Genomic DNA, 23,663 nt, shown 5'->3' with positions numbered 1-23,663 from the left:
GGTTTTGTATGTCAGGTTTAGCTCTCAGCCAGCTCATCCAGCAGGTCGCGCAGCTCATCGGTGGTGAGCACCTCCGCCGGATGCGGGCCCAGGGCGTACAGCCAGTCCTGGGTGTCCTCGTCCAGCTCACGGGCGGTACCAACCAGCACGAGGTTGCCCTCATTCTGCCCGCTAAGCATGGAACTTTCGCACAGGCACCACACGTGGTCGAAGACTTCCAGCATGGCGGTTGCCTGCAGCTGGAAGAAGGGCAGACCCGCGTCGTCACCCACGTTGATGGCGACCATACCGCGCTCGTTCAGGGCGTCCTTGAGTCCGCGGTAGAAGTCGCGGTTCGCCAGGTGGGCGGGTGCGTCCATGCCGGTGAAGATGTCGAGAATGATCGCGTCGAAGCCGGGCACGCCCAGCAGTTCGGGCAGGTTCGCCAGCTGCTCGCGGGCGTCACCGACCACCAGCTGGCAGTCGGTTCCGGCGGGGAGCGGCAGGCGGTCCGTTACGAAGCCCATGAGCTCGGGTTCAATATCCACGGCAACCTGGCGGGAGCCGGGGCGGGTCGCCTGAATATAGCGCACGAGCGTGAGCGCACCGGCGCCCAGGTGTGCGGCGGTAATGGGTTCGCCGGCGGGTGCAAGCGCATCCACCGCGTTTGCGATGCGGCGCAGGTACTCGTAGAACACGTAGTCGGGGTTCTGCACGTCCACGTGGGACTGCTCGGCGCCACCGATTTCGAGGACGTAGCCGTGGTCGCTGAACCCGTCCGGGTGGATTTCGGCGCGCTGACCGCCGGAGAGCTGAATGTGCGCCACTACTTCACGCCAGCTTCACGCTTGAAGGTGCTGACCAGGTCGTCCACCGAGGAGGAGGAATCCAGACCCTCAACGACCTTGTCGTTCACGGCGAAGGTGGGGGTGCCCTTCACACCAATCTTGACGGCGTGCTCGTAGTCGCGCTGGATGGGCTTGACGGTGTCTGAGGCTAGTAGGACCTTGTCGAATTCTTCGGTATTCAGGCCCAGTTCCTTGGCGTAGTCATTGAAGAGGGTGCGCAGCTTATCGCGTTCTTTGATGTTCTTCCAGTCGTTCTGGGTGGCGAAGAGCTTGTTCGCCATTTCAACGTGCTTACCCTGAGCTGCTGCGGCTTCTACGGCGAGCGCGGCGGGTACGGCGTTGGCGTGCATGTTCAGCGGCATGTGACGCACGGTCACGTTCATGATGCCGTCAAGCTTCTTGGCGGCTTCTTCAAACTTAGGTTCTGCCTTAGCGCAGTAGGGGCACTGGTAGTCGGTGTACAGGGTTGCGGTGCCTGCACCGGGTACTTCGCGGTTGAGGCGGTAACCGACGTAGCCGTCATCGGCGGTTGCCGAAGCAGTACCCGAAGGGTCAGCGGATGCCGAAGCGCTAGCGGATGCACTTGCCGAGGTAGCGGCGGTGCTTGCAGATGCGCTCGCCGAACCGCTCGCAGACGCCGATGCGGAAGGCTGGGAGGAGCTGGAACCGCATGCGCTCAGCCCCAGGGCGGCGGCGGGCACTACGCCCAGTAGCAGGGTGCGGCGGTTGAGGGGTGAAGTCATGGTGGTTCCTCTCTCTACGGGTGGCGGGCTGGCCTGTTTGCTACATCTGTGGTTGATTAATCTGTGGTTGATGTGCACTCTGAGGTGCTGTCAGCCGCCGTGGGTATAGGGTTTATTGTATGCCTCTGCCCTGAACTTTCCCTATCTTCGGGCGGGTTTGCGGGGTGAATGCAGTGCACACCATAGCCGCCCTGTCGCCTGCTCCCAGCTGCGGGGCCGGTGTTGAAAGTAATTAGCCTCTCCCCCGCCTTTTTGGTACTATTGCGGGGTATGCACTGTTCACCGGTTGCTTTCGGGCAGTTGAGAACGGCAGCATATGCGCCTCTATAGCTCAGGGGTAGAGCATTTCCCTCGTAAAGAAAAGGTCGTGGGTTCGAATCCCACTGGGGGCTCCACATCCGCCGTAACGCGTGCCGGTTTCCGGTGTGTTGCGGCGGTTTTTAGCATCTGAGAGTTGTCGTTTTCTCGAAGATGTCACCGTCGAACTTTAGGAGATTCTCATGTCTTCTCGATCCGCATCCGCTAAGCGCCAGAGTGGCCGTGCGCAGGCAGGTCGCGCCGCTGCGGGCTCTGCACGCCCGATGAGCCCCACGATGCGTTTTGCTCTGGTGTACGTGCTGGCGCTGGTGGTTTCCCTGGCGGTGTGGTTCTTCTACCGTTCCGTGTATGAGGATGACACCTCGTTCCTGGTGCCGATTGTGATTTCCTTGGTGACTTCGTACGTGTGCGCTCATGCGCTGACGGGCGGCAAATCGCCCCGCAACTAGACCGCCGACCAGCAGCCCGCCAGGCTGTAGCCTCGTGAGGTTTCAGGCAGACAAAAGCCGCGCATCCGGTTCCCCGCTCGGGGGTCGGATGCGCGGCTTTTTACGTGTGTACTTTAGACCAGCGCCTTACTTGGATGCGCGCTGGAAGTCGCTGTCGGTCTTGCCCCACAGGCCGTAGACCTTGGCGAGTTCCTTGACCTTCTTTGCACGCAGGTAGCGCGGCAGGTAGGAGCCGTCGCGGGGGCCGTCGAGGGGCACGTCGAGCATCTGGTGTGCTTCTTCGATTTCGAGCTCGCTCGGGGAGAATGCCGCGTTGATGGTCTCAGCCTGGCGAATGTCGAGGGTGATCTTACCGGTCATGCCGTGGTCGTTCGCGTAGCCGCATGCCTTGGAGAGGTCAGCGCCGTATGCGCCGAGGGTCGGGCCGTCGATGGGGCCGGGCAGACCGCCCAGGGTGGAGGCAATCACCAGTTGCGAACGCACGTAGGCGAGCGCCATGGGGGTTGCGGAGGAGCCGGTGTCGCGGCGGTAGTCGCCTGCGCCGAATGCGAGGCGGAAAGTGCCGATTGCGCGCGCAATTTCGATGGAGTGGTGCACGCCGAGTGCGGACTCGATCAGCGCGATGATGGGGGTTCCGGGGGGCAGCTCGGCTGCGGTGCGGTCAATGTCGGTCGCGTGCTCTGCGGTAGCGAGCATGACGCCTCGCAGGCCCTTCACGTTCTTGAGGGCCTTGACGTCCTTCCACCAGTGTTCGGTGGTGATGGCGTTGATTCGCACCCATGCGACGACGCCGGAGTTGAGCATACGGACGACCTGTTCGCGAGCGGCGTCCTTCTCTTCGGCGGGGCAGCCGTCTTCGAGGTCGATAATGATGGAGTCGGCCTCGGATTCGAAGGCCTCTTCAAAGACTTCTTCGGAGGAGTTGGCGCGCACGAGGAGCCAGGAGCGTGAGAGGCTGGGGCGCAGCTGACGCGCACGCTCATTGCGGTGGAATTCAAACATGGTGTGTGACTTCTTCCGTGAATTGTATATGCATTGGGTTGTGCCGTAGAGGGGCAGGAAAAAGCCTGCGGTTCTTCCGCGCGTACCATCGCATTGTGTCGTCACCTCCATTGTGACGGAACCGCATAAGAAGTGTCCTACACCTCCTCTTTAAGCGTATCGCCTGTTGAAGTGCACATCAAACTAGCTCGCCTGCTGACCGCAATTTAGGCCCTGTGTTATGCCTCAACCGGCGCTATGCCTCAACTAGTTGGGTGCGACCCACCGGAATACCGTCGTCGAAGGTCAGCTCGCCGGCGGCTTCCTTCTGGGCGCGCTGAATCAGACGTTCGGCGTCCTCAATGTGCTGGATGACGGTTTCCACGCGACGGTGCACGCTCACCTGGCGGTCGCATCCGGTGGCGCATTCGCCGAAGCAGCGTGCCATGGCGAGTGCTTCCGCGCAGAGTGCCACGGCGTTACCCGCCTTGGAGAGGGCGCGGTTCAGGTCGGAGTATGTGCCGAATGGGGAGGCGGGAATATCGCCGTCGCTGGGGGCGAGGCGGTGCGCTTCCATAGCGACCGCACGCACGCGTGGGATGAGGTCGGCGAGCGCGTTAGCGTCCGGCACGATGAGCTCAATCATGGAGGCGGACGGATCGGTTGCCGCTAGGCGTTCGAGGACCTGGTGGAAGCGGTCAATACCGCGAATGAACCGGTCGTGGGATCGGCGCCAGATACCCTTACCGAGTTCGGCGTCGTCGCGGCGTGATTGCAGGTAGCTTTTAAGTCCCATGTGCCCTCCTCTGCGTGGTGTGTGTGCCGTGTTGGTTGGTCGGTGGAGGCTGCCGGCGTTGGGCTCTGTGGCGACCCGCAAACCTCCCTGTACTTAGGTTACCCTAAATCTCTTTTGGTGACGAGATGTCAGCAGTCAACTGTTTATTTCAAACCCAGATTTTCTTCACGCCGCTCACGCGACGCTCCCCGCAGCGCCAGTCTAAAATGGCACCGGCCTAAAATAGCACCGCAGGGGCGCAGCGATTTCTAGACCATGCGCAGCACAATCTTGCCGCGATGCTGACCGGAGTCGAAGTATTCGTGGGCGGCAGCCGCCTCCTCCATGTCGAAGATACGGTCCAGACCCACGCCAATCCTGCCGGATTCAATCAGCGGCAGCACGTGTTCGCGTACACCGCGCAGAATCTCAGCCTTCTGCTGATCCGAACGGGTGCGTAGGCTCGTGGCGTGCACCGACAGGCGGCGGGAGAGCATATACCCCAGGTTCACTTCTGCTTTGGCGCCGCCCATCAGACCGATAATGCACAGGTGCCCGCCGTCGGCGAGAGTGTGCAGGTTATCGTCCAGGTACTTTCCGCCCACGACGTCGAGGATGTAATCGGCGCCGCGTCCGCCGGTTTCAGCCAACAGAACTTCACGGAACGAATGTTCTGTATAAATAATGGGTTCAGCACCTAGTGAGCGAACATATTCTGCTTTTTCCTCGGTTCCCACGGTTGCAAACACGCGGGTACCTACGGCGAGCGCCAGCTGAATAGCGTGCACACCGATACCGCCGGTACCACCGTGCACGAGCACCACCGCGGGTTCGCCGTCTTCCTTGAGGTTTTCGGCGGGGTTCATGCTCATGCCGCAGGTGAGCACCAGGTTCGAGTAGACGGTTGCCGCGACTTCGGGAATGCCGGCGGCTTCAGCGAAACTCAGCTGTTCGGGTACGGGCAGCACGTGGTCGACGGGGACGGTCACGTAGTCGGCGTAGCCGCCTCCAGCGAGGAGCGCCATGACGGGGGTGCCACGGTTCTCCACAGAGGCGCCCTCACCGACCGCCTCAATAACGCCGGCTACTTCGAGGCCGTAGATGGCGCTCGCCCCGGCGGGCGGCGGGTAGAATCCGCGGCGCTGTAGCGCGTCGGCGCGGTTGATTCCGGCGGCGTGAACGCGGATGAGAACTTCGTGGGATCGGGGTACGGGGGCGGGGACTTCACTGATTGTCAGAGCCTCAGGTCCACCGTGGCTGTTCTCAATAATTGCTCTCATGAGTCCTCCTCATTGCCGGAAGCACCATCGTTGGTGCGCGATTTACAGAAAGCTTATCGCATGAGATAATCTCGTAGTGCCCTGCGGCACGGCATTGCCATAAAATGCCGGTCTCTGGCGCGTATGGATGGTTGTCCGAGCGGCCGAAGGAGCTGGTCTTGAAAACCAGTAGGCGGTAACCCCGTCTCAAGGGTTCAAATCCCTTACCATCCGCGTTTTAGCTTCTGCTCCACGTGTGGAGCGCAAAGAGCCCCGTTCCTCGTATTGAGGAACGGGGCTCTTTGCATACGCCGTTTTGAGTTACCGGAGGGCGTCGTCAGTTGATTTGTGACAAGGCATTCGCAATATACATGAAGAGGGCGGCGATACCGATGAAAAAGCATAGCCCCAGCCAGTTGAGAATACGACCCGCTAGGGCAGGTACACCGTGCCTCTGCGCTACCCACCCCTGCCAGATACCCAGGATGTTCAGCACCGGCGCGGCGAGAGCTACCTGCAGACCACTTTCTCCAAGACCCTGGACAAGCAACCAAAACCCTAGAACGAAAGACAGCGGGCTGAGGAAGCCGAAAAGCAGGGAGAAGTTCGCAGCCCTTTTACCGTCTTGTGTTCCTTGCACAGCGGGAGGTTGCTCGCTCGCAGGTTGCTCCCAGTCGTCCGTGCCGTCAGTCTCCGGCTGTTGGCTGTCATCCGCTTGGTAGAGCTTGGCGTATTCAGGGTTGTTATCAAAATCTTCGTTATTTTGGGGTAGCTGCGACATCGCATCCACAACCTTTCACATTCCGCACGAGGGGGGTGTTAACTTCACCCTAGACCCTCCCCCGCCGAGAGAACAAGCATGTCGAGCCGATTCCACCAAACATACGGCATACATACAGCAAAGCCTCGTACCTCAACACGAGGAACAGGGCTCTTTGCATACGCCGTTTTGAGTTACCGGGGGCGCCGTTATATGCGGCCGGCTACGGCAATCAAGAACAATGCGACGATGATGGCGAAGGGAAGGGCAAAAATTACACCCGCCCAGCTGAGAATACGACCCGCTAGGGCAGGTACACCGTGCTGTTTCGCTACTCGCCCCTGCCAAATACCCAGGACGTTCAGCAACGGTGCAACAACAACTATCTGCAGACCACCACTGTCAAAATCGTGGACAAACAACCAGCACCCTAGAAAGAAAAATAGGAGGCCGAGGGCGCCGAAAAGCAGGGATACGTTCGCTGCCTTTTTACCGTCTTGTGCCCTTTGCTCGTCGGAAGGTTGCTTGCTCGCATGTTGCGTCCAATCGTCCGTGTTGTCAGCGTCAGACTGCGGGCTGCCATTTCCCTGGTAGAGCTTGGCATATTCGGGATTGTAATCAAAAACTTCATTATTTTGGGGCATCATAACCTTTCAATACCGGGCGTTATGCCCACCCTAGACTTTCCCCCACCAAGGGAACAAGTATGTCGAGCCGATTTCACCAAACATACGGCATACATACAGAAAAGCCCCGCACCTCAACGTGAGGAACGGGGCTTTTGCGTACCCTCCAATGAGGGTGAAAGTGTTTAGAAAAGTACCAGCATCTGCGCAGTCTCCACGAGCCTAGAATTTGCGGCAGAATCAGAAAGAGCCAGCATAATCGCCAGCAGCATACCGCCGCCAAAAAGCACCAGGAACATGCCACCAATGACTACGCTAATCCAGTTCAAGATACGCCCAGCCGAAGCAGCCGCGCCATAACGCTCTGCCTCGTTCGCCTTGAAAATACCGATAACACCCAGAATCAGGGAAGGCAGACCAAACAGCCACCAGCTGAGAGTCACTATACACGCCAAGCTGATAATACCCAGCACCGTGGAAGTCTGAGCAGCCTTCTCACCGGCAAGCTGCTCGGGGGTCTTCTGAACAATGCCAATAGGAACCATCATGGGCTGACCGTACTGGCCGGGCTGCTGGTACTGCTGACCGTACGGGTCGTACTGATTCTGACCATACGAGTCTTGACCGTACGAATTCTGACCGTACTGGTCATAAGAATACTGATCGTAGGAGCTCTGCCCGTACTGGCCGTAAGAACCCTGACCGTATTGGCCATACTGACCGTACTGAGTGTTCTGCCCGTACTGGCCGTTCTGGTTGTACTGCTCGTTCAGACGGTTGTAGTCCGGGTTGTAGTCGTAGGGGTCTGAACCCCGAGGATTCTGAGACATGGCATCTCACTTTCGTACGGCTGGTGTGTGTTAAACAGTATTCACCCTAACCTATCACCGAAACGGGTACAACTACATCTGTCGCACAAACCCGCGCAATACATTTTAAGAGGGCAGTAGAGTGCCAGCTGGTACGCGAAAGCCCCGCTCCTCAATACGAGAAACGGGGCTTTTATGTACCCTCTAGGAGGGCGAGACCTTTTAGAAGAGTGCCAGGGTGCTGACCAGCTCAGTAAAGTGGTTGGAAGAGGAAGAAGCAGCACCTGCCGCGCCGATAAGACCCAGCAGCAGGAAACCACCGATTACAACCAAGAATAGGCCACCAAAAGCTGCGTTAATCCAGCCCATGATGCGACCACCCGAAGCTGCAGTGCCAAAACGCTCAGCCTCATTAGCCTTCATAATGCCGATAACACCCATGATCAGCGAGGGCAGACCGAACAGCCACCAGCTAACAAAGAAGTTGCAGATCAGACCAATAATGCCGAGCACCATGGAGGTCTGACCAGCCTTCTCGCCAGCAAGCTGCTCGGGGGTCTTCTGAACAATGCCGACGGGCACCATCATGGGCTGACCGTACTGACCAGGCTGCTGGTACTGCTGCTGACCGTTCTGAGCGTTCTGCTCGTTCAGGTTGCCGTATTCCGGGTTGTAGTCGTAGGAGTTAGAGTCCTGCGGGTTCTGAGACATGTGGTCCCTCTTTCGTGTGAATGGTGTGTATTGAACCTTACTCACCCTAACCTATCGCTGAGGTGGGCACAAACGGATTCGTCATTCTGGAGCTATACGCACCATATATGCACTAATTAGAAAACTAATTAGGCACGCAAAAGCCCGCGTGCGCACGGGGCGCTCGCGGGCTTTCTCAAATCATGAGGCTACTGCAGGTAGCTTCAATCTTACTGCTTTACAAAAATCTTCAGAGCGACCAGCAAAATAATACTGACGACACCCAGAACAGTACCGGCAATAGCCATACCGCGGTTCTTCAGCTCGGGGTTATTCATAGCCAGGCGGCCGGTCGCAATAGCTACAGCACCAAGGATGAAACCGAGGACAAAGAAGCTCACAATACCGCTCACCAGAGAGACAATCGACAGGGTCTTTGCCTTCTTCGCCTGAGCCTGCTGCTCAGGGGTCTGAACGGGCACACCGTAAGGAGCCTGCTGATTGAACTGAGGTGCCTGCTGGCTAAACTGGGGGTCCTGGTTGAACTGGGGCTGGGGGTTGTTGGGGTTTTCAGACATGATCTCTCATTTCGTTGAGTAAATAAGACACCTCTGGCAACGTTGCATGGAAAAATCACACGCCAGAGACGCCCTCTATTTATCGGTTGGACAGTAGCAGTCTATCGAAAATGTATATGAGCCTCAAAGCGCACAATCCATAATCCGCCCTATAAAGCAACACATACTCAGAGATATCCTCCAAAGCACGGGCCGAATTGACCAAGCGCAAAACAGCCTATATTCTTATAGGGATGCGCTCACGAGCGCACCGTGGAGACGTGCCAGAGCGGCCGAATGGACTTCACTGCTAATGAAGGGTCGGGGTTAAACTCGACCGGGGGTTCAAATCCCCCCGTCTCCGCCACAAAAAGCCCCGTACCGGTTGGTACGGGGCTTTTGCTTTACCCATCTCATTCAGGCACGAAGCCTAGAAGCTCTTGGGCTAGAAGTTTCAGGACTAGAAGCTCTTGAAATCCACGAGGCGCGCATCCGCCCCATCAAGCAGAGCCCACTCCCCCGGCACCTCAAACACCGCAATGGAAGAGGGCGGGAAACCGTAGTACACATCCATGGACGCGTTCGGGTCAGAATCAGGGCTCATCAGGCGCTGCGCGGCGTCCTGCACACCGGGCAGATGCGAAACCACCATCAGAGAATGAACATTCTCCGAAACGCTGTTAATGCGCGCAATAATGCGGGACGCAGACACCTCGTACAGCCCCTCATCCAGATGAGCAGTAGGCGCCTTCGCACCCAAACCATCCGAAACCCAAGTCGTCGTCTGACGAGTACGCAAAGCCGACGACGACATAATCTGCTCCGGAATATAACCGCGAGCCGCCAGCCAGGCGCCAGCAGCGGCAGCCTGCTCATGGCCGCGCTTCGTCAGCGGACGATCAAAATCATTCAGACCCCAATCAGCCTCCGCATGGCGCATAATAATCAGACGCTTAACCCCGCGGCGGTGCGAACCAGATGCAGTGTTGGAAGAATTTTCAGCCATACACCCATTCTATCTAGAGGGCGCCGGAACATGCCGCACACCGCCACAGCACGCACACTAACACCCCCAGGCGGGCACAAGTAAACCCCGGTGCACCGGCATCACGCCAGCACACCGGGGTGCACTCTACAGAAGCTAAATTCTGTACACGCTAAATCGAGTATTCCGGAGCAGCCCAGACAACAACCTCGGGGTGCTCAAAGAAGCGGTAACCCTGACCGCGCACCGTACGCACGGTACCCGACAGGCGACCCAGCTTCGAACGCAGACGACGAATATGCACGTCAATCGTACGCTCATGCGGATGCTCGTCACCGGAGCTCCACAGCGCCTTCAGCAGCTCCTCACGACCCACGGTGCGGGAAGAGTTCTCCACCAGGTGTGCCAGCAGCTCGAACTCCTTGAAGGTCAGCATGAGCGGCTCACCATCCAGGAACACCTCGCGGCGTGCCAAATCAATCAGCACACCCGAAGAGTGGCTATTCGTGGTCTCTGCTTCGCGGGCGACATTCGCCTCCGGGTGCATGTACATTGCGGTCGGATCACCGAGCGCATTACGCACCACCTCAAGGTCGCTACCCTCAGCGTTCACCGGAGCCAACGCCACAGCGGCGTACGACTCCGACTCGGGAGCCAGGTGGTGTGCATAAGTGCGCAGATCCTGAACGATACGCACCAGGGAGGTACCGTTCGCTGCAGCAAGTTCCTCGTTCAAACCAACATAGAGCACAAAGCCGCGTGCCTCATTTTCCTGAGCCTGCTTATGGGCAGAGTCACCGGCTGAGAAAGTCATCGGACGCAACGTTGCGGCCTGCGCAGCGGGACGCTGAGGCTGCACGACCTGGCGCTTAGCGGCGCGGCCGCGCTGGGAGATGTGCACATATCCAGGTACAGCGCCTGACATGATTCAACCTTCTCTCAAAGTCTGTGTACGGGATCCCTGTCGTACGTAGTGTGGGGTGCGCCGGAAGTGACGCCGAGTCAAACAGTCCCCAATACCTGTTCGAGCTTCAATCCTCTTACTTAATATTTCTCCTATTTGACGGATAAATCAAGCGGATTCGGCATAGTGGATTCATCTTTATGGGCAAGAGGAGTACAATACCCCCTCTCGCGTTTTGGGGTTTCAGGGACTACCTGAAGCTTTCAGTATTTTTTCTCTTATAAATATTCATAGCTTCTTTTATTTACTGGTTTCACCCTGTATTTTCATGTGAAGCTGTGAATATGCTCAATATATTTTGAGTCCTTCAAAGCACTATAGTGTTCCTCATCACATATTATCAAGGGTGTTTCATAAACCCACACAAGCGCCCAACAACACCATAAACACCCAAGACAGCAGACCGTTAGACACACATCCCCCAACACCACACCATATGACCTGCACACAGCCTCCAGCAGACACAACAAAGCGCCCCCGCACATGCTTAAACATATGCAGAGGCGCCCCACTCACATCACGTGAATAACGCTGAAAAACTACTCAGCCAGACCGTACAGGCGGTCACCAGCATCGCCCAGACCCGGAATAATGTACGCCTTCTCGTTCAGACGCTCATCACGAGCAGCCAGGAACAGGTCAACATTCTCCATACCCTCAATGCCCTTCTCCAGAGCAGCAATGCCCTCAGGAGCAGCAATCAGGCACACGCAAGTCACAGACTCAGCACCACGCTCACGCAGGAACTTAATGGCCTCAATCAGGGTGCCACCGGTAGCCAGCATCGGATCCAGCAGGTACACCTGACGACCAGTCAGGTCCTCCGGCAGACGCTCAGCATAAGTCACAATATCCAGCGTTTCCTCGTTGCGAGCCATACCCAGGAAGCCCACCTCAGCGGTCGGCACCATGCGAGTCATACCCTCAAGCATGCCCAGACCAGCACGCAGAATCGGAACAACCAGCGGCTTAGGATCAGCAATACGGACACCGGTAGTAGTCGCCACCGGAGTCACAACCTCAACCTCTTCCACACGAATCTCGCGAGTCGCCTCATAGGCAAGAAGGGTCACCAGCTCATCAACCAGCTGACGGAAAATCGGGGACGGGGTGTTCTTATCACGCAGAACACTAATCTTGTGAGAGACCAGCGGGTGGTCAAGAATCTTAATACGCATAATACGATTTTACCCACCCCCGAATCAGCAAGCACCGGCAAAGCCCCGGAAGTGGCACACAACCTATAAAACGAGGCGAAGTACCCCCGCACAAACACCCACCAACGCACCCGCCAACACCACCCCAGAACAATCCAGGCATGCAAAAACCCGCCGAGACGAATCTCGACGGGTTTTCGTTGGTGCGGTGGTGGAGGGATTTGAACCCCCGTTGGCTTTTACACCAAACATCATTTCGAGTGATGCACCTTCGGCCGCTCGGACACACCACCAACAGTGGAAAACTATAGCACACCCCCAACAGGAGGGCAAGAATGAGCCTACATATCGTGCGCGTACGGCAGCCGGGTGTCGCCCCTTTCACGGCCCCTTTCACCGTGCCCTTTTCGACACCCGACACCGAAGTCCCGGCTACGTCTACAGACCCTAACAGGTCCGCCTAATGACGGATATACCCATCTACAACCAGCATGACAGCACGCGTTGCATCCTCAGCATTGCGCTCCGCCTGATGCACTTCACGATCCATAGCAAACATGTAAATCGCGCCGAACATAGAGATCGCAATCGCACGAGGATTCTGAGCGGTATCAACCGTATAGCGGCGAGCCACAGCCTCCGTCATCTCCTCCAAAAAATCCAGAAGATTCAGACGGTTATCGCTCATCGCCTCAGTCCAACCATCCGCACCCTTCCACGCCTCCGAAAGCCACATCCGAGTAAAACCCGGACGGTCCTCAAGATACTGGAACGCGGCGCGAACAGCACTCCGCAACGCCTCACGCGGATCAGAATGAACCGACGCCGCGCGACGCGCATCGCTCAGCAGCAACTGCGTGCCGTACTGAACCAGCTGATCCACCATGGTCTTCTTAGAACCGAAGTTGTAATACACGGTTCCCTTAGAAACACCCGCCCGGGCAGCCACCTCTTCAACAGTGGCGTACTCAAGCCCCTTTTCGGTCATGATTTCCATAGCAGCGTTGAACAACTTCAACTGAGTTCTACCTGTACGGCCGGGACGACGACTTGAAGCTTCAGCGACTGGGCGCTGCAACATCAGCAGTCCTCCCTCCCTTTTTGCAGATATATCTCTATTTTATTAGACAGTTTTCCCCCGGTGCGACCAAACAGGGTTTGTTACACCGTAATCTCCGGAGCCAGCTTCTTCAGCGACCACGTACGATCACGACGCGTGCCAATGTAACCCAACATCAGACCAGCCAGACCCCACAGAGTCAAAACCAGCATGATGCCCCACAGGCTCGACTCATTAATGCCATACGCCAAACGACGCGTACCCGCCACCGCATAACCCATCGGGAAGAAATCATGCATCCAACGAATCGACTCAGGCAAAGTCTCATACGGCATCGTGCCGCCCGCAGTAATCAACTGCAGAATCAGAATGACCAAAGCAACAAGCTTGCCCGGCGCACCCAAAATCACCGTCAAACCATGAATGAAACCGGTAAAGACCAAAGCCACATAGCAGAGGAACAGCCACACCAGCCACGGATGAGCCATCTCAAAGCCCAAACCAAACTTAATCGCGGCAAACATCAGAGTCGCCTGAGCAATACCCACCAGGCCGAACGGCATCCAGCTACCGAGCATCACACGAATCGACGGAGCATGCGACGCCAACGCACGGTTATTCATCACGCGCAGCGTCTGAACCAGCATCAAGCCGCCAATCCACAACGCCAAGCACATGAAGAACGGACCCATGCCCTCACCATAGTTACGAGCCGACGCCAAGGAATCATGCGACAAAGTCACCGGGTTCGACATCGTATCCGCAACCTTCGCCTGATCAGTCGGCGCAAGACTCGGAACCTGCTTAACACCAGAAGCCAGGCCGCTCTCCAGCGACGAAGTACCATCCTTCAACTCGGAAGCACCATCATTCAGCTGAGCAGAACCATCAGACAGCTTCGCCGTACCGTCAGAAAGCTGCGACGCACCATCCTTCAGCTCATTCGCGCCATCAGCCAACTTCTGCTGACCCTCAACCGCAGACTGCTCCTTCTGCGCCAAAGTACCGCTACCATCCTTCAGCTCGGCAGTACCGCTCTTCAAAGAATCAGTACCCTCCTTCAGCTCAGAAGCACCACCAGACAAAGTCGCAGAACCACTCGCAAGGCTCGAAGCACCCGAAGCAATCTTAGAATTACCATCAGCCAGGCTCGCCGAACCTGACGCCAACGAGGACGCGCCAGCATCCACACGAGCGGCGCCATCAGCTACCGACGAAGCGCCCTTGGCAAGCGAAGACGCACCGGAATCCAGCGAATCCACGCCAGCAACCAAAGTCTGAATCTTCACCGCAGTCGACGACGAACCATCAGAAATACAATGGCTCGACTTCAATGCGCTCAGCTTCGACAGGGCATCAGCAGCGGCAGCATCACGAGTAGCCAGGTGCGACTGCAGAGCCTTCTGATTCAGCTCAGCAACCTCATTCTTCGTCTCCTCAGAATCAACAGCAGCCACCAGCTGATCAGCCTGCTCCTGAGTCAACGTACCCGCCTCAACCAGAGGAGTCACCTGAGCACGCACCTTCTGCGCAGTCGCAGACACCACGGTATTCGACAGATCACGACCAAAATCGCCACTACCGGCAGACGTATCCGTCTCATGCAGGCGCATGCACATCGCGTTCAACTCGGCCGGCAACTCACGAATACCCGCCTGATCCATACCTTCACGCAACTGATGGATACCAGACGCCAAATCATTAGCACCCTTCGCCACCGAAGCCGAACCACTCTTCAAGCTCGCAGTACCCTCAGCCAGAGTCGCCGAACCATCCTTCAGCTTCGACGCACCATCAGAAGCAGACGCCGCAGCCGAAGCCAAAGTCGACGAACCATCCTTCAAACTCGAAGCACCATCGGCAAGCTTCGCAGCACCAGAATCCAGCTTCTCGGCACCAGAATCCAAAGTCGAAACGCCATCAGCAAGCTTCGCGGCGCCCTCCGCCAACTGCTTCTGACCATCCAACAACTGGGACTGACCATCAGCCAGAGAAGAAGTACCATCCTTCAGCTTCACGGCACCATCATTCACCGTGGCAGTGCCGTCCTTCAGCTGAGTGATAGCGTCCGCCAGCTTCACCGTGCCGTTATTCACCTTCGACGCACCATCAGCAGCCTCACCCATCTTCGAATGAATCGTCGTGAAGCTAGCCAACAGCGAATTCGCCGTAGAATTACCGACCTTCTCCGCCACCGAATCACGCACCGCAGTGCCCGCCTTCGTGACAATATTCGTCAGCACATAGTTATTGGCATCATTCGTAATGACCTCAATGCCCGCCGAACGCGCATCAATAGTGCCCGTCTTACCGTCAGCATCAGGCTTGAACGAACCGGCACTCTGCAAATTACGGGAGAAGTCCTTCGGAATCACCATCGCAAAGTCATAGGTGCCGTTCTCCACGCCCTCAACAGCCTCAGTGCGAGTCTGCACCTGACGCCAATCAAACGTGCCAGCATCCAGCAGGGACTGGCGCACATCAGCACCGGTGTTCACCTGCTTACCTTCAGAATCCTCCGCGCCCTCATCCTCAACCACCAGGGCACCCACAATGCCATTCACATGGCCGTAAGCATCCCAGTTACCGTACAGGTACAGGGCGCCGTACAGCAGAGGAATGCAGGACATCGCAAGCAGCACCAGAACCGGCAGAACACCGCTGGTCAGGCGCTTCAGCTCAACGAGTGCAACACGCAGAACAGTCATTCTTACTCCTTCTCAGCGTTTTCGCCATGTTCGGGGGAATCATTGGAGGGTTCAATCTCGCCCTCAACAGGAGCCGACACGTTTTCCTCAGAGGCTTGTTCCTCAGGGGCACGACCGACCACAGCACGCGCACCATGCCAAGACTCAGAAATATGAGGCACAATCGCCACCACCGTGCGCGGGTGGTCCTCATCGGCGGCAAGCTCCTCCAGGTACGGAAGCCACATGTACGTATGGTTCAGGTGGCGGGAAGGAGTATCAAAAACCAGCAAGTCAGAGGGGCTATGCTGCGCCAAAGCAGCCATCAGCTCAATGTTCATCTCGCCGCTAATCTCGTCCATCCACAAGCCGTCCAGGTCCTCAAGACCGCGCTCGGCCAGCCAGCGGCTCGCGCGGGAACGACCAAAAATCGGCAGGTTATAGGAGAGCATCTCCGACACGTAATCGTGCACGCGCATATGCTGCTCAGGAGCGGTCACATCAGGAGAGTCCACCACGCTGCTGAGAGCACGCAGACGCTTCATCGAAATAGGGCGAGGCTCATCATCGCCTTCGCTCCAGCTAATCGTGCCGCCGGACAGGGGAAGGCGACCAGTCAGCGCCAACGCGAGAGAGGTACGCTCCAACTGGCTATCCGCCTGAACAATAATGACTTCACCCTCACCCACTGAGAAGGTGGTGCGGTCAAAAAGCGGAGTGTGGCGCCCTTTCGCCCAAATATTGTCAACGCTTAACACGGTTAGATCCCCTCAGAGAATGGATGGTTCGGGTGAGTTTCTGGGAGTCATCCGCGGGCACCGCGCGGGGTATTAAACGTCAAGCGCGGGCAGGCGGAGGCTCCAATGCCTATATATGGTAGACCCGGTTATGTGTGATGTGGTGGGCTTTTCTTGAAATTCAGGGGTCATTTTTGAAATTTTTGAAGTATTTTTCAAATAAATCGGGTTTTTCGTACAAATAACGCGAAAAGCCACGTAATCTCTGCACGGCTTTTCGCGTTTTACGAACCATCTTTTAGGGGTGAGGCCTAGGGGCGATCAGGGGCGGCGTTCCTTAAAGAAGTCCACCATCAGCTGCGCACACTCATCAGCACACACACCCGCATACACCTCGGGAGCCGGAGCAACCCTGCCGTCACGCAGCACATCGTAACGACTGCCAGCAGCCCCCGTCTTCTCCTCCCAGGCTCCAAAAACCACCGTCGAAACGCGCGACGCCAGGATCGTGCCGGCGCACATCAGGCACGGCTCAACCGTCACCACGAGCGTGCACCCGTCCAGGCGCCACTGACCACGATGCGCCGCCGCCTGACGAATCGCATTCACCTCCGCATGGGCACTGGGGTCATGCTCCCGCTCGCGGGTATTGCCCGCCGAACCAATAATGACGCCCTGCTCATCCACCACCACAGCACCGATAGGGATCTCGCCACGCTCACCCGCGGCGGCACCCTCGGCGAGGGCGCGGACCATCCACTCGCCGTGTTCGGGGCGAGCGGGAATATCGCTGAGCACAGCGGAAGAACCGTCTGTGACCGTCAATTTTGAATATTCCGAATATGACATACAACCTCGTCAGGGGAATAAATAAACACTAATGGGCGCAACTAGTGGGTGGCAGCCAAAGAGAAAGGATACACCGCAGAAGCACCTGCCAGCCGCAGCTCACGCGCCACAACCGTAAACGCCCACCGCGAATCCACCACATCAGAAACCAGCAGAACAGGGCACCGATGCTCACGCACATAGTCCAGAACCTCTGCAGGCACCCGGTACGAGCGCAGCACATCCGCACAACGGAACGCGCTATTACCGCCAAAGAAACGCGGCTCCCCCACCAGAGACACCCAGCCCAAATCCACCAGACGACCCACCGACGCCAATCCCCTACCCAGGGACTGAGCCAAACGAGGACGCACCGGCGAAGGCAGAGTCAACACCGCCACCGGACGACCCGCCTCAGACCACTCCCAAGCGGCAAGCACCTTCACGCAAGCACGACCCAGCTCGGCAGGGACCTCAGAATCAACCGGCTCACCCAGCTCATTCGTCGCCAGAAACTCACGCAGACGAGTACCGTACCCCATGTCGCTCAGACGCGCCAAAGCGTAACCGGATTCAGCCTGCTCATCCTTAGACAAACGACCGCGCGGCGCATCCGCACCCATCAGCTGATCCAGCCCGCTCGGCCACATACGGCGCGGTTGCAGGGGCACACCCACCGTATTGAAGCTACTCTGCGCCGCCTGCTGCGCCTCAGCAGGAACTTCAACCGGGTACCAGGGACCCGCACACACATCGCAACGACCACAAGCAGTCGCGGAAGCATCATCAAGCTGCTGAGCCAGGAAAAGCATACGACACTGACTAGTGCGTTCATACTCGAGCATAGCGTTCTGCTCCAGCACACGCGCCTGCGCCACCGCCGCGTAACGGGCACTATCGTACTGCCACGGCGAAGAGGTTCGACGCCAATAGTTGCCTTCCTTCACGGCGGCACCCTCAACATCCAGCACCTTCAGCAGAAGCTCCAGGGTGGAGCGGCGCAACTGAACGCGCGCCTCCAACGCGGTAATGCTCAACCCCTCCGGGGACTGGGCGAGGGTATCCAGCACCGCCAACGCCTGCTCCTCGTTAGGCATGGAGGCTGTCGCAAAATACTCCCAAATGGCGCGGTCTTCACGACCGGGCAGGAGCAGAACATCAGCGTTGACGGCGCCTCGTCCGGCGCGGCCAATCTGCTGGTAGTAGCTCACCGCAGACGACGGCGCGCCCAGGTGCACGACAAAACCCAAATCAGGCTTATCAAAACCCATACCGAGGGCACTTGTCGCGACAAGAGCCTTCACCCGGTTTTCCTTGAGTGCCTGCTCTGCAACCAGCCTCTCATCCGGGTCAGTTTTGCCGGTGTAGGCGAGCACTTTGTAGCCGCTGGCACGCAGAGCATTTGTGGTATCTTCTGCCGCAGAGACAGTCAACGTGTAGATAATGCCCGAACCGGGCAGGCTGTTCAGGTGCGTGAGCAGCCAACCGATGCGTTGCGCCTCATGGGGCAGGGTCAGAACGCCCAGGCGCAGGGACTCGCGGGACAGCGGACCACGCAGCACATGCACGGGTGCGGTGGTATCGGTGCTGAGCTGTTCGGCGATATCGCGGCTAACGCGGTCATTCGCGGTTGCGGTAGTCGCCAGCACCGGCACACCCACCGGCAGAGATCTAATGAGCGAACCAATACGGCGGTAGTCGGGGCGGAAGTCATGGCCCCAGTCAGAAATACAGTGCGCCTCATCAATGACGAGCAGACCCAGGCGCGGCAGCAGGTACGGCAGCCACTGCTCACGGAACGCCGGGTTATTGAGGCGTTCGGGGCCCACCAGGAGCACATCAAGCTCGTCAGCTTCGAGGCGGGTACGGATTTCATCCCATTCGGTGACGTTCGCGGAGTTCACCATGGCGGCACGCACTCCCGCGCGGGATGCCGCCTCAACCTGATCACGCATGAGGGAAAGCAGCGGGGAGACGATAAGAGCCGGGCCCATACCGCGGGCACGCAACAGCAGGGAAGAAATAAAGTAGACCGCAGACTTACCCCAGCCGGTACGCTGCACGACGAGGGTGCGGGCGCGGTCGGCTACGAGGGCGCGAATCGCCTCATACTGGCCGTCGTGGAACTCGGCATTAGTGACGCCGGTGAGGCAGCGCAACACTTCACGGGCTTCAGCATGCAGGAGATCGGCGGGGCTGGACGCTGGCTGTTCGGGGTTCATGGTTCTCTCCAACGGTGGATGGTTGGGTCAATCGCTACGCCGCGACGCGCCGTGCTCTCTTTCCATCATGTCACACCCCGGTATCGCCCGGCTCTGCGGATAGTCATTTCTTGAGGAAGCGTGCGAGCGCCGCGTCACCTCCGGCTGTTTAGCCGCGATGGTGGGGAGATTTACGCCTCGCTCACCCGTGCGTCCGGCGTAAATGCCGGTAGAATTGTGCCAGTAATACACAGCCTCCGCATAGTTTTGCACAATGTTCACCATAGGTACACTTTCTATGCTGGTGTTATTCCGCCGCCGATCCGTGCGTGCGGTCCACTCACAGTTCAGGATTTTTCATGACTTTTCTTGCCATCGCTTTGGCGCATCTTCCGGTTGCGCTCTTGGGCCTCGACCTTGAGCAGTTCCTGCTCGATACCGGCCCCTGGGTTCTGGTTGTTTCGGCAATTATCGTATTTATTGAGTCCGGTGTTCTTTTCCCGGTTCTTCCGGGTGACTCCCTGATTTTTGCTCTGGGTATGCTTCATGAGCAGATGGGCCTGTCCCTGTGGGTTGCTTTCCCGGTCCTGGTGCTGGTTGCTATTGCTGGCGCTGAGGTTGGCTACCAGATTGGTGCCCGTTACGGCCGTAAGATCTTCAAGGATGACGCGAAGATTCTGAGCACTAAGAACCTGCACACTACTGAGGAATTCTTCCAGAAGCGCGGTAGCTTGGCTCTGGTTCTGGGTCGTTTCGTGCCGATTGTTCGTACTTTTGTGTCTCTTGCGGCTGGTATTTCTTCGTACGACCGTAAGAAGTTCCACCTGTGGAATGTTGTTGGCGCGGTTGCGTGGATTGGTTCGATTGGTCTGGCGGGTGTGCTGCTGGGCGGTATTCCGTTCGTGCACAACAACATTGAGTACATTGCTGTGATTATTGTGGCGGTTTCTGTGGTGCCGGTTATTATCGAGTACCTGCGTGGCCGTTCGAAGGCGAAGCAGGAATCTGCTGAGTAATACGTGAGTCCTTCTCGGCTGCTGAGCCGGGGATGAGAAAGGGTGGGGATACCGTTTGGTATCCCCACCCTTTTCACGCTCTGAGCCTTTTGGTGATAGTGGCGCCGTTTGAGGCAAACATCCTAGTTGAGGCGGTTCCCGCCTTCATTGAAGTTCGTGTTAGGTGCCTGTGGATTCTGATCAACCACCTGACTATGCGACGTTCTGCCGGTAGCCGTGTACGCCCACACAGATGGACGGGTCAGCAACACAATATTCCGGATGTAGAGGACAGTAATGAAGACACCAATCGCAGTATCTATGAGAAGAGTGACCGCAAAATCTGCAGAGTCGCGGGACTGCAACTCGTCCATCAACAAGGCGAGATAGCTGGAGTCTATGAGGAAATCTTCCACATACACAAACATGCGGCTCAAGACCTCGTAGGCGCTGTACATGAGGGTAAGTATGTGCGCCCATCTGTGTCCTTTCCAGGTCATCCAGAAGAGGAAAATCTGGATAAGAACAAAGATGAGAGGGTACCCCAGCATACGCACGATAAGCTCAGGTAGCGTCACCACACCGGCGATTGGTTTACCGTAGAGCAGGAAGAATTGGATAGTACTGAAAAGCGACAGAATAATAATCGCGGCGGTGCACCACTTAGCACTGTGCAGAGCCTTCGGGCGTACCCGCCCCGCATGTTCGGAGGCGGCAACGTAACCGGCGGTCGCGTCCCGGTAGCCGGTAGTGGCATGCTCGGGAGCGCCGTTGCTGGGTGCGTTATCCTCTGCCGCGTTATTGTCTACCGCACCGGTGGGGGCGGCGTTGTTGGTGGCGGTGTTGTTGGATGTGCCGTCACCCTCTACCGTGCTACTTTCAGGCTCATTGGACGGTAGCAAAACACTGTACTCGGGAACCGTGTACTCCGGATTATTCAAGGGCTGCTTCGGGGTACGTTCTGACATCGTCGTTCCTTTCTCCCCTGGCACCCACCCCGCGCTACAGTGCACGGAGCGGGCGTTAAAGAGTCTTACCTTAAGGATATAAAGAGGCGCGCCGCACCCTAGGAAAGCAGTACCCTTTCTCAGCGTATTCAGAGGTATCCGAGTAACCACGTGCACCATTCCGAGGGCTAGCCCCGGAACTCCTGACGTTGATGTTCCTTTCTACGTGCCCCATCCCGCGCTACGGTGCGGGGGTCGAGGGGTATTTCCCCCTGATGAGGTGCGTTCGTCATCCTCATCGTCAGCGAAAATCTCTCGAAGTTCTGCCGGGACCTGACCGGCAGCCTGTCTCGTCTCAGACATCATCTGCTGGTGTTCTAGCGCACGTGCCCCGCTAACGATTTGGGTGTACGTCCTAATAGGAGCACGAGTCAGCAGCACAATCATCAGGAGGTAAAGAACGAGAGTAAGAACGCCGCTCGCGATACGCACCAGGCTGGACGCCGCAGCCGCTCTAGAGCTTAACTCCGAGAAATTATCCGCAAGAATAAGCACACCGCTAGCAGCCGCGAGAGCGCAGTAGATGATGGCAAGAATGCGCGCCCACTCACGGCCATCCCAGACTTTCCAGATGATAAAGATCGGGATGATGGAGGCGAAGAGGGTAAACGCCAGCATGGAGAAGAGAGTTCTCACCACCATCTCAAAATCGATATACGACTGCCATGGGAGCATAACCGACAGAAAATTACTCAGGGTCCCCAACGCAATCATGGCGGTTGCACACCATATGACGCTGCGCATAGCCTGCGGGCGCTTCGGAATTACCTGCTCGGCGGAGACAGTCGCGGTGTAGTCGGCGGTCGCCTCCCGATAGCCGGTAGTGGCTTGCTCGGGGGTGCTGGCGTGCTCGGGGGCGCTGTCGCCGGGCGCGTTGTCCTCTGCCGCACTACTCTCCACCGTGCTATTTTCAGCCTCGTCGGAGGGCAACAGCACGCTGTACTCGGGAACCGTGTACTCCGGATCGTTCAACGGTTGCTTTGGGGTGCGTTCTGACATCATTGTTCCTTTCTACTCTTCGCGCCCCGCCCCGCACGCTATAGCGCAGGGCGGGTGCAGAAGAGAGTTTCCCCATGAGGAGGGGCATCTTGCCCTAGTTGAGGCGGTAGCCTTCTTCGGTGTACACGGAAGTATCCTTGTAGCCGCGCTGTTCGCTGCGGGAGTTCCTCCGTGCATCCGTGCGGCGGGTCGTCTTGTACTGCTGCGCGACCGCTTCTTCAGCTCGTCGGTTAGCTTCCGTTTCTTCCCAACGCGTCTGCTCTTCTTCCATGTGAGCACGCATTTCTGCGTCCTGATGCCTAACGACCCGAGTCTCACCGGCGTTCACCTGTTCGCGCGCCTTCAACCGCGCCAACCTCGCGGTAGCCATATAAACCCTGGTGGAACGGCTCAAGAGCAACACAACAATCAGGGTGGAGAGGAGCGTAATCAAGGTGTCGGCAACATTCCTAGACAGCACAGCTGCCGCGTAGTACTGAGAACTCCACGTCTGCGTGCCATTCAGCAACCGGGAAAGATAACCAGTCGTCAGGAAGGTGTTCACAAAATCTATCAAGCCCCTGATAGCTATATAAGCGAAGCTAATAAAGATGACGACATACGCCCAGAATCGACCTCTCCATAATCGCCAGAGAACAAACATCGGTATGGCGTGCTCAACGAGGAGGAGCACTACACCGGGGATAATGAAACCCACCCATAATTCGACGCCATCGGCTGAACGCCCGTCAATCATATGTAGGAAGATTTTATGGGTTGCTTCCACCGCCATAATGGCGACAAAGCATCGCATGACGCCGCGCAGCGCCTTCGGGCGCGGCGGGAGCACCACCTTAGGCGCGGCAGGCGCGGCAGGCGCGGTAGAGCCAGCAGTAGCCTTCTCGCCCCCGTGTGCTTGCTCGTGGGGCTTACCCGCCTCACCAGTGGAGGCGCCACCAACATTAGGCTTTACACCCGCCTTCTGGGCGCGCTGAACCTGCTGTATCTCATCCAGCAGGCGGTTCTTCTCCACCGGATCATTCGAGAGCGCATAATCGGCAGAAAGCTCACGCAACAGATGCTCGGTAGAGTCCTTAACAGGGCCCTCTTCCTTCTCGAGCTGACGAAGAACATCCTCGCGAGTCAGCTCTTCGTCATCCTCGGCACCCGAGGTGTTTTCCTCGATAGCCCACATCTGTTTCCGAATTACCGCACGGCTCGGAACCGCCCCCACGGCAGGGCGAGTCAGCAGGAACATGAGGACGGCGCT

23 protein-coding genes and 4 tRNA genes are annotated in these 23,663 nt (G+C 57.6%); 5 read left to right on the top strand and 22 right to left on the bottom strand.

From position 1 onward, the window contains the following. Positions 1–17: 17 nt before the first annotated feature. Positions 18–806, bottom strand: a complete 789-nt coding sequence (locus tag HMPREF2980_RS00485; protein ID WP_070689729.1) for a spermidine synthase — start codon at positions 804–806, stop codon at positions 18–20. After that, positions 806–1,570: a DsbA family protein gene (locus tag HMPREF2980_RS00480; RefSeq protein ID WP_049353203.1), complete on the bottom strand. Its 765-nt coding sequence runs from the start codon at positions 1,568–1,570 to the stop codon at positions 806–808. Before HMPREF2980_RS00480 ends, HMPREF2980_RS00485 begins: the two co-directional genes overlap by 1 nt. 320 nt (positions 1,571–1,890) lie before the next feature. Here HMPREF2980_RS00480 and HMPREF2980_RS00475 point away from each other — a divergent pair. Next, positions 1,891–1,965, top strand: a tRNA-Thr gene (locus HMPREF2980_RS00475). 105 nt (positions 1,966–2,070) lie between these two features. Next, positions 2,071–2,337: a hypothetical protein gene (locus HMPREF2980_RS00470; protein WP_005504446.1), complete on the top strand. Its 267-nt coding sequence runs from the start codon at positions 2,071–2,073 to the stop codon at positions 2,335–2,337. A gap of 126 nt (positions 2,338–2,463) precedes the next feature. Here the strand turns inward: HMPREF2980_RS00470 and HMPREF2980_RS00465 are convergent, their stop codons facing one another. The 3 genes from HMPREF2980_RS00465 to HMPREF2980_RS00455 form a co-directional block, all read right to left on the bottom strand. After that, positions 2,464–3,339: an HpcH/HpaI aldolase/citrate lyase family protein gene (locus HMPREF2980_RS00465; RefSeq protein ID WP_044150069.1), complete on the bottom strand. Its 876-nt coding sequence runs from the start codon at positions 3,337–3,339 to the stop codon at positions 2,464–2,466. A gap of 235 nt (positions 3,340–3,574) precedes the next feature. Next, positions 3,575–4,114: a dehydrogenase gene (locus HMPREF2980_RS00460; protein ID WP_070689726.1), complete on the bottom strand. Its 540-nt coding sequence runs from the start codon at positions 4,112–4,114 to the stop codon at positions 3,575–3,577. Positions 4,115–4,362: 248 nt separating this feature from the next. Further along, complete coding sequence (locus HMPREF2980_RS00455; RefSeq protein ID WP_070689724.1) at positions 4,363–5,373, bottom strand: NAD(P)H-quinone oxidoreductase; 1,011 nt, start codon at positions 5,371–5,373, stop codon at positions 4,363–4,365. Between the two features lie 125 nt (positions 5,374–5,498). Between HMPREF2980_RS00455 and HMPREF2980_RS00450 the strand changes: the two genes are divergently transcribed. After that, positions 5,499–5,586, top strand: a tRNA-Ser gene (locus HMPREF2980_RS00450). A gap of 103 nt (positions 5,587–5,689) precedes the next feature. On the opposite strand, the gene HMPREF2980_RS00445 is transcribed toward HMPREF2980_RS00450, so the two are convergent. From HMPREF2980_RS00445 to HMPREF2980_RS00425, 5 genes are all read right to left on the bottom strand, one after another. Then, positions 5,690–6,133: a hypothetical protein gene (locus HMPREF2980_RS00445; protein ID WP_049353995.1), complete on the bottom strand. Its 444-nt coding sequence runs from the start codon at positions 6,131–6,133 to the stop codon at positions 5,690–5,692. Positions 6,134–6,321: 188 nt separating this feature from the next. Beyond that, positions 6,322–6,759, bottom strand: coding sequence for a hypothetical protein (locus HMPREF2980_RS00440; protein ID WP_049340393.1), 438 nt, complete (start codon positions 6,757–6,759; stop codon positions 6,322–6,324). 164 nt (positions 6,760–6,923) lie between these two features. Further along, positions 6,924–7,568 (bottom strand): hypothetical protein, encoded by a 645-nt coding sequence (locus tag HMPREF2980_RS00435; protein WP_005504422.1) that lies wholly within the window; start codon positions 7,566–7,568, stop codon positions 6,924–6,926. 201 nt (positions 7,569–7,769) lie between these two features. Then, positions 7,770–8,258, bottom strand: coding sequence for a hypothetical protein (locus HMPREF2980_RS00430; RefSeq protein WP_005504421.1), 489 nt, complete (start codon positions 8,256–8,258; stop codon positions 7,770–7,772). Positions 8,259–8,467: 209 nt separating this feature from the next. Next, entirely contained in the window at positions 8,468–8,815 is a 348-nt protein-coding gene (locus HMPREF2980_RS00425) for a DUF4190 domain-containing protein (protein WP_049340397.1), read from the bottom strand. A 254-nt stretch (positions 8,816–9,069) separates the two neighbouring features. Here HMPREF2980_RS00425 and HMPREF2980_RS00420 point away from each other — a divergent pair. Further along, positions 9,070–9,161 (top strand) — tRNA-Ser (locus HMPREF2980_RS00420). Between the two features lie 93 nt (positions 9,162–9,254). Here the strand turns inward: HMPREF2980_RS00420 and HMPREF2980_RS00415 are convergent. From HMPREF2980_RS00415 to HMPREF2980_RS00375, 9 genes are all read right to left on the bottom strand, one after another. Beyond that, positions 9,255–9,800 (bottom strand): SixA phosphatase family protein, encoded by a 546-nt coding sequence (locus HMPREF2980_RS00415; RefSeq protein ID WP_070689723.1) that lies wholly within the window; start codon positions 9,798–9,800, stop codon positions 9,255–9,257. Positions 9,801–9,951: 151 nt separating this feature from the next. Continuing rightward, entirely contained in the window at positions 9,952–10,704 is a 753-nt protein-coding gene (locus tag HMPREF2980_RS00410) for a winged helix-turn-helix domain-containing protein (protein WP_070599639.1), read from the bottom strand. A gap of 578 nt (positions 10,705–11,282) precedes the next feature. After that, complete coding sequence (gene upp / locus HMPREF2980_RS00405) at positions 11,283–11,921, bottom strand: uracil phosphoribosyltransferase (RefSeq protein WP_005504417.1); 639 nt, start codon at positions 11,919–11,921, stop codon at positions 11,283–11,285. A 185-nt stretch (positions 11,922–12,106) separates the two neighbouring features. After that, a tRNA-Ser gene (locus HMPREF2980_RS00400) sits at positions 12,107–12,193 on the bottom strand. 167 nt (positions 12,194–12,360) lie between these two features. Then, positions 12,361–12,981, bottom strand: a complete 621-nt coding sequence (locus HMPREF2980_RS00395; protein ID WP_005504416.1) for a TetR/AcrR family transcriptional regulator — start codon at positions 12,979–12,981, stop codon at positions 12,361–12,363. A gap of 80 nt (positions 12,982–13,061) precedes the next feature. After that, a complete protein-coding gene (locus tag HMPREF2980_RS00390; RefSeq protein ID WP_070689720.1) occupies positions 13,062–15,668 on the bottom strand; it encodes a YhgE/Pip domain-containing protein in 2,607 nt (868 codons plus the stop codon). A 2-nt stretch (positions 15,669–15,670) separates the two neighbouring features. Next, positions 15,671–16,405, bottom strand: a complete 735-nt coding sequence (locus HMPREF2980_RS00385; RefSeq protein ID WP_049352314.1) for an ABC transporter ATP-binding protein — start codon at positions 16,403–16,405, stop codon at positions 15,671–15,673. Between the two features lie 300 nt (positions 16,406–16,705). Beyond that, positions 16,706–17,233, bottom strand: coding sequence for a nucleoside deaminase (locus HMPREF2980_RS00380; RefSeq protein WP_049352318.1), 528 nt, complete (start codon positions 17,231–17,233; stop codon positions 16,706–16,708). Between the two features lie 41 nt (positions 17,234–17,274). Next, positions 17,275–19,434 carry a RecQ family ATP-dependent DNA helicase gene (locus HMPREF2980_RS00375; RefSeq protein WP_049352321.1) on the bottom strand — a complete coding sequence of 720 codons (2,160 nt, stop codon included), beginning with the start codon at positions 19,432–19,434 and terminating at the stop codon, positions 17,275–17,277. Between the two features lie 338 nt (positions 19,435–19,772). On the opposite strand from HMPREF2980_RS00375, the gene HMPREF2980_RS00365 reads away from it, so the two are divergent. After that, positions 19,773–20,429: a DedA family protein gene (locus HMPREF2980_RS00365; RefSeq protein WP_049352327.1), complete on the top strand. Its 657-nt coding sequence runs from the start codon at positions 19,773–19,775 to the stop codon at positions 20,427–20,429. 122 nt (positions 20,430–20,551) lie between these two features. Here the strand turns inward: HMPREF2980_RS00365 and HMPREF2980_RS00360 are convergent, their stop codons facing one another. The 3 genes from HMPREF2980_RS00360 to HMPREF2980_RS09565 all read right to left on the bottom strand — a co-directional run. Further along, complete coding sequence (locus HMPREF2980_RS00360; protein WP_044150056.1) at positions 20,552–21,376, bottom strand: hypothetical protein; 825 nt, start codon at positions 21,374–21,376, stop codon at positions 20,552–20,554. A 201-nt stretch (positions 21,377–21,577) separates the two neighbouring features. Then, positions 21,578–22,414, bottom strand: coding sequence for a multidrug ABC transporter permease (locus HMPREF2980_RS00355; RefSeq protein ID WP_070689719.1), 837 nt, complete (start codon positions 22,412–22,414; stop codon positions 21,578–21,580). A gap of 94 nt (positions 22,415–22,508) precedes the next feature. Next, on the bottom strand, positions 22,509–23,663 hold a 1,155-nt coding region (locus HMPREF2980_RS09565; protein WP_246823613.1), incomplete at its 5' end, for an ABC transporter permease.

It is taken from the genome of Rothia sp. HMSC076D04 (assembly GCF_001814645.1).
Classification (GTDB): Bacteria; Actinomycetota; Actinomycetes; order Actinomycetales; family Micrococcaceae; genus Rothia; species Rothia mucilaginosa.
This window is presented reverse-complemented; position numbering and strand designations above follow the sequence as displayed.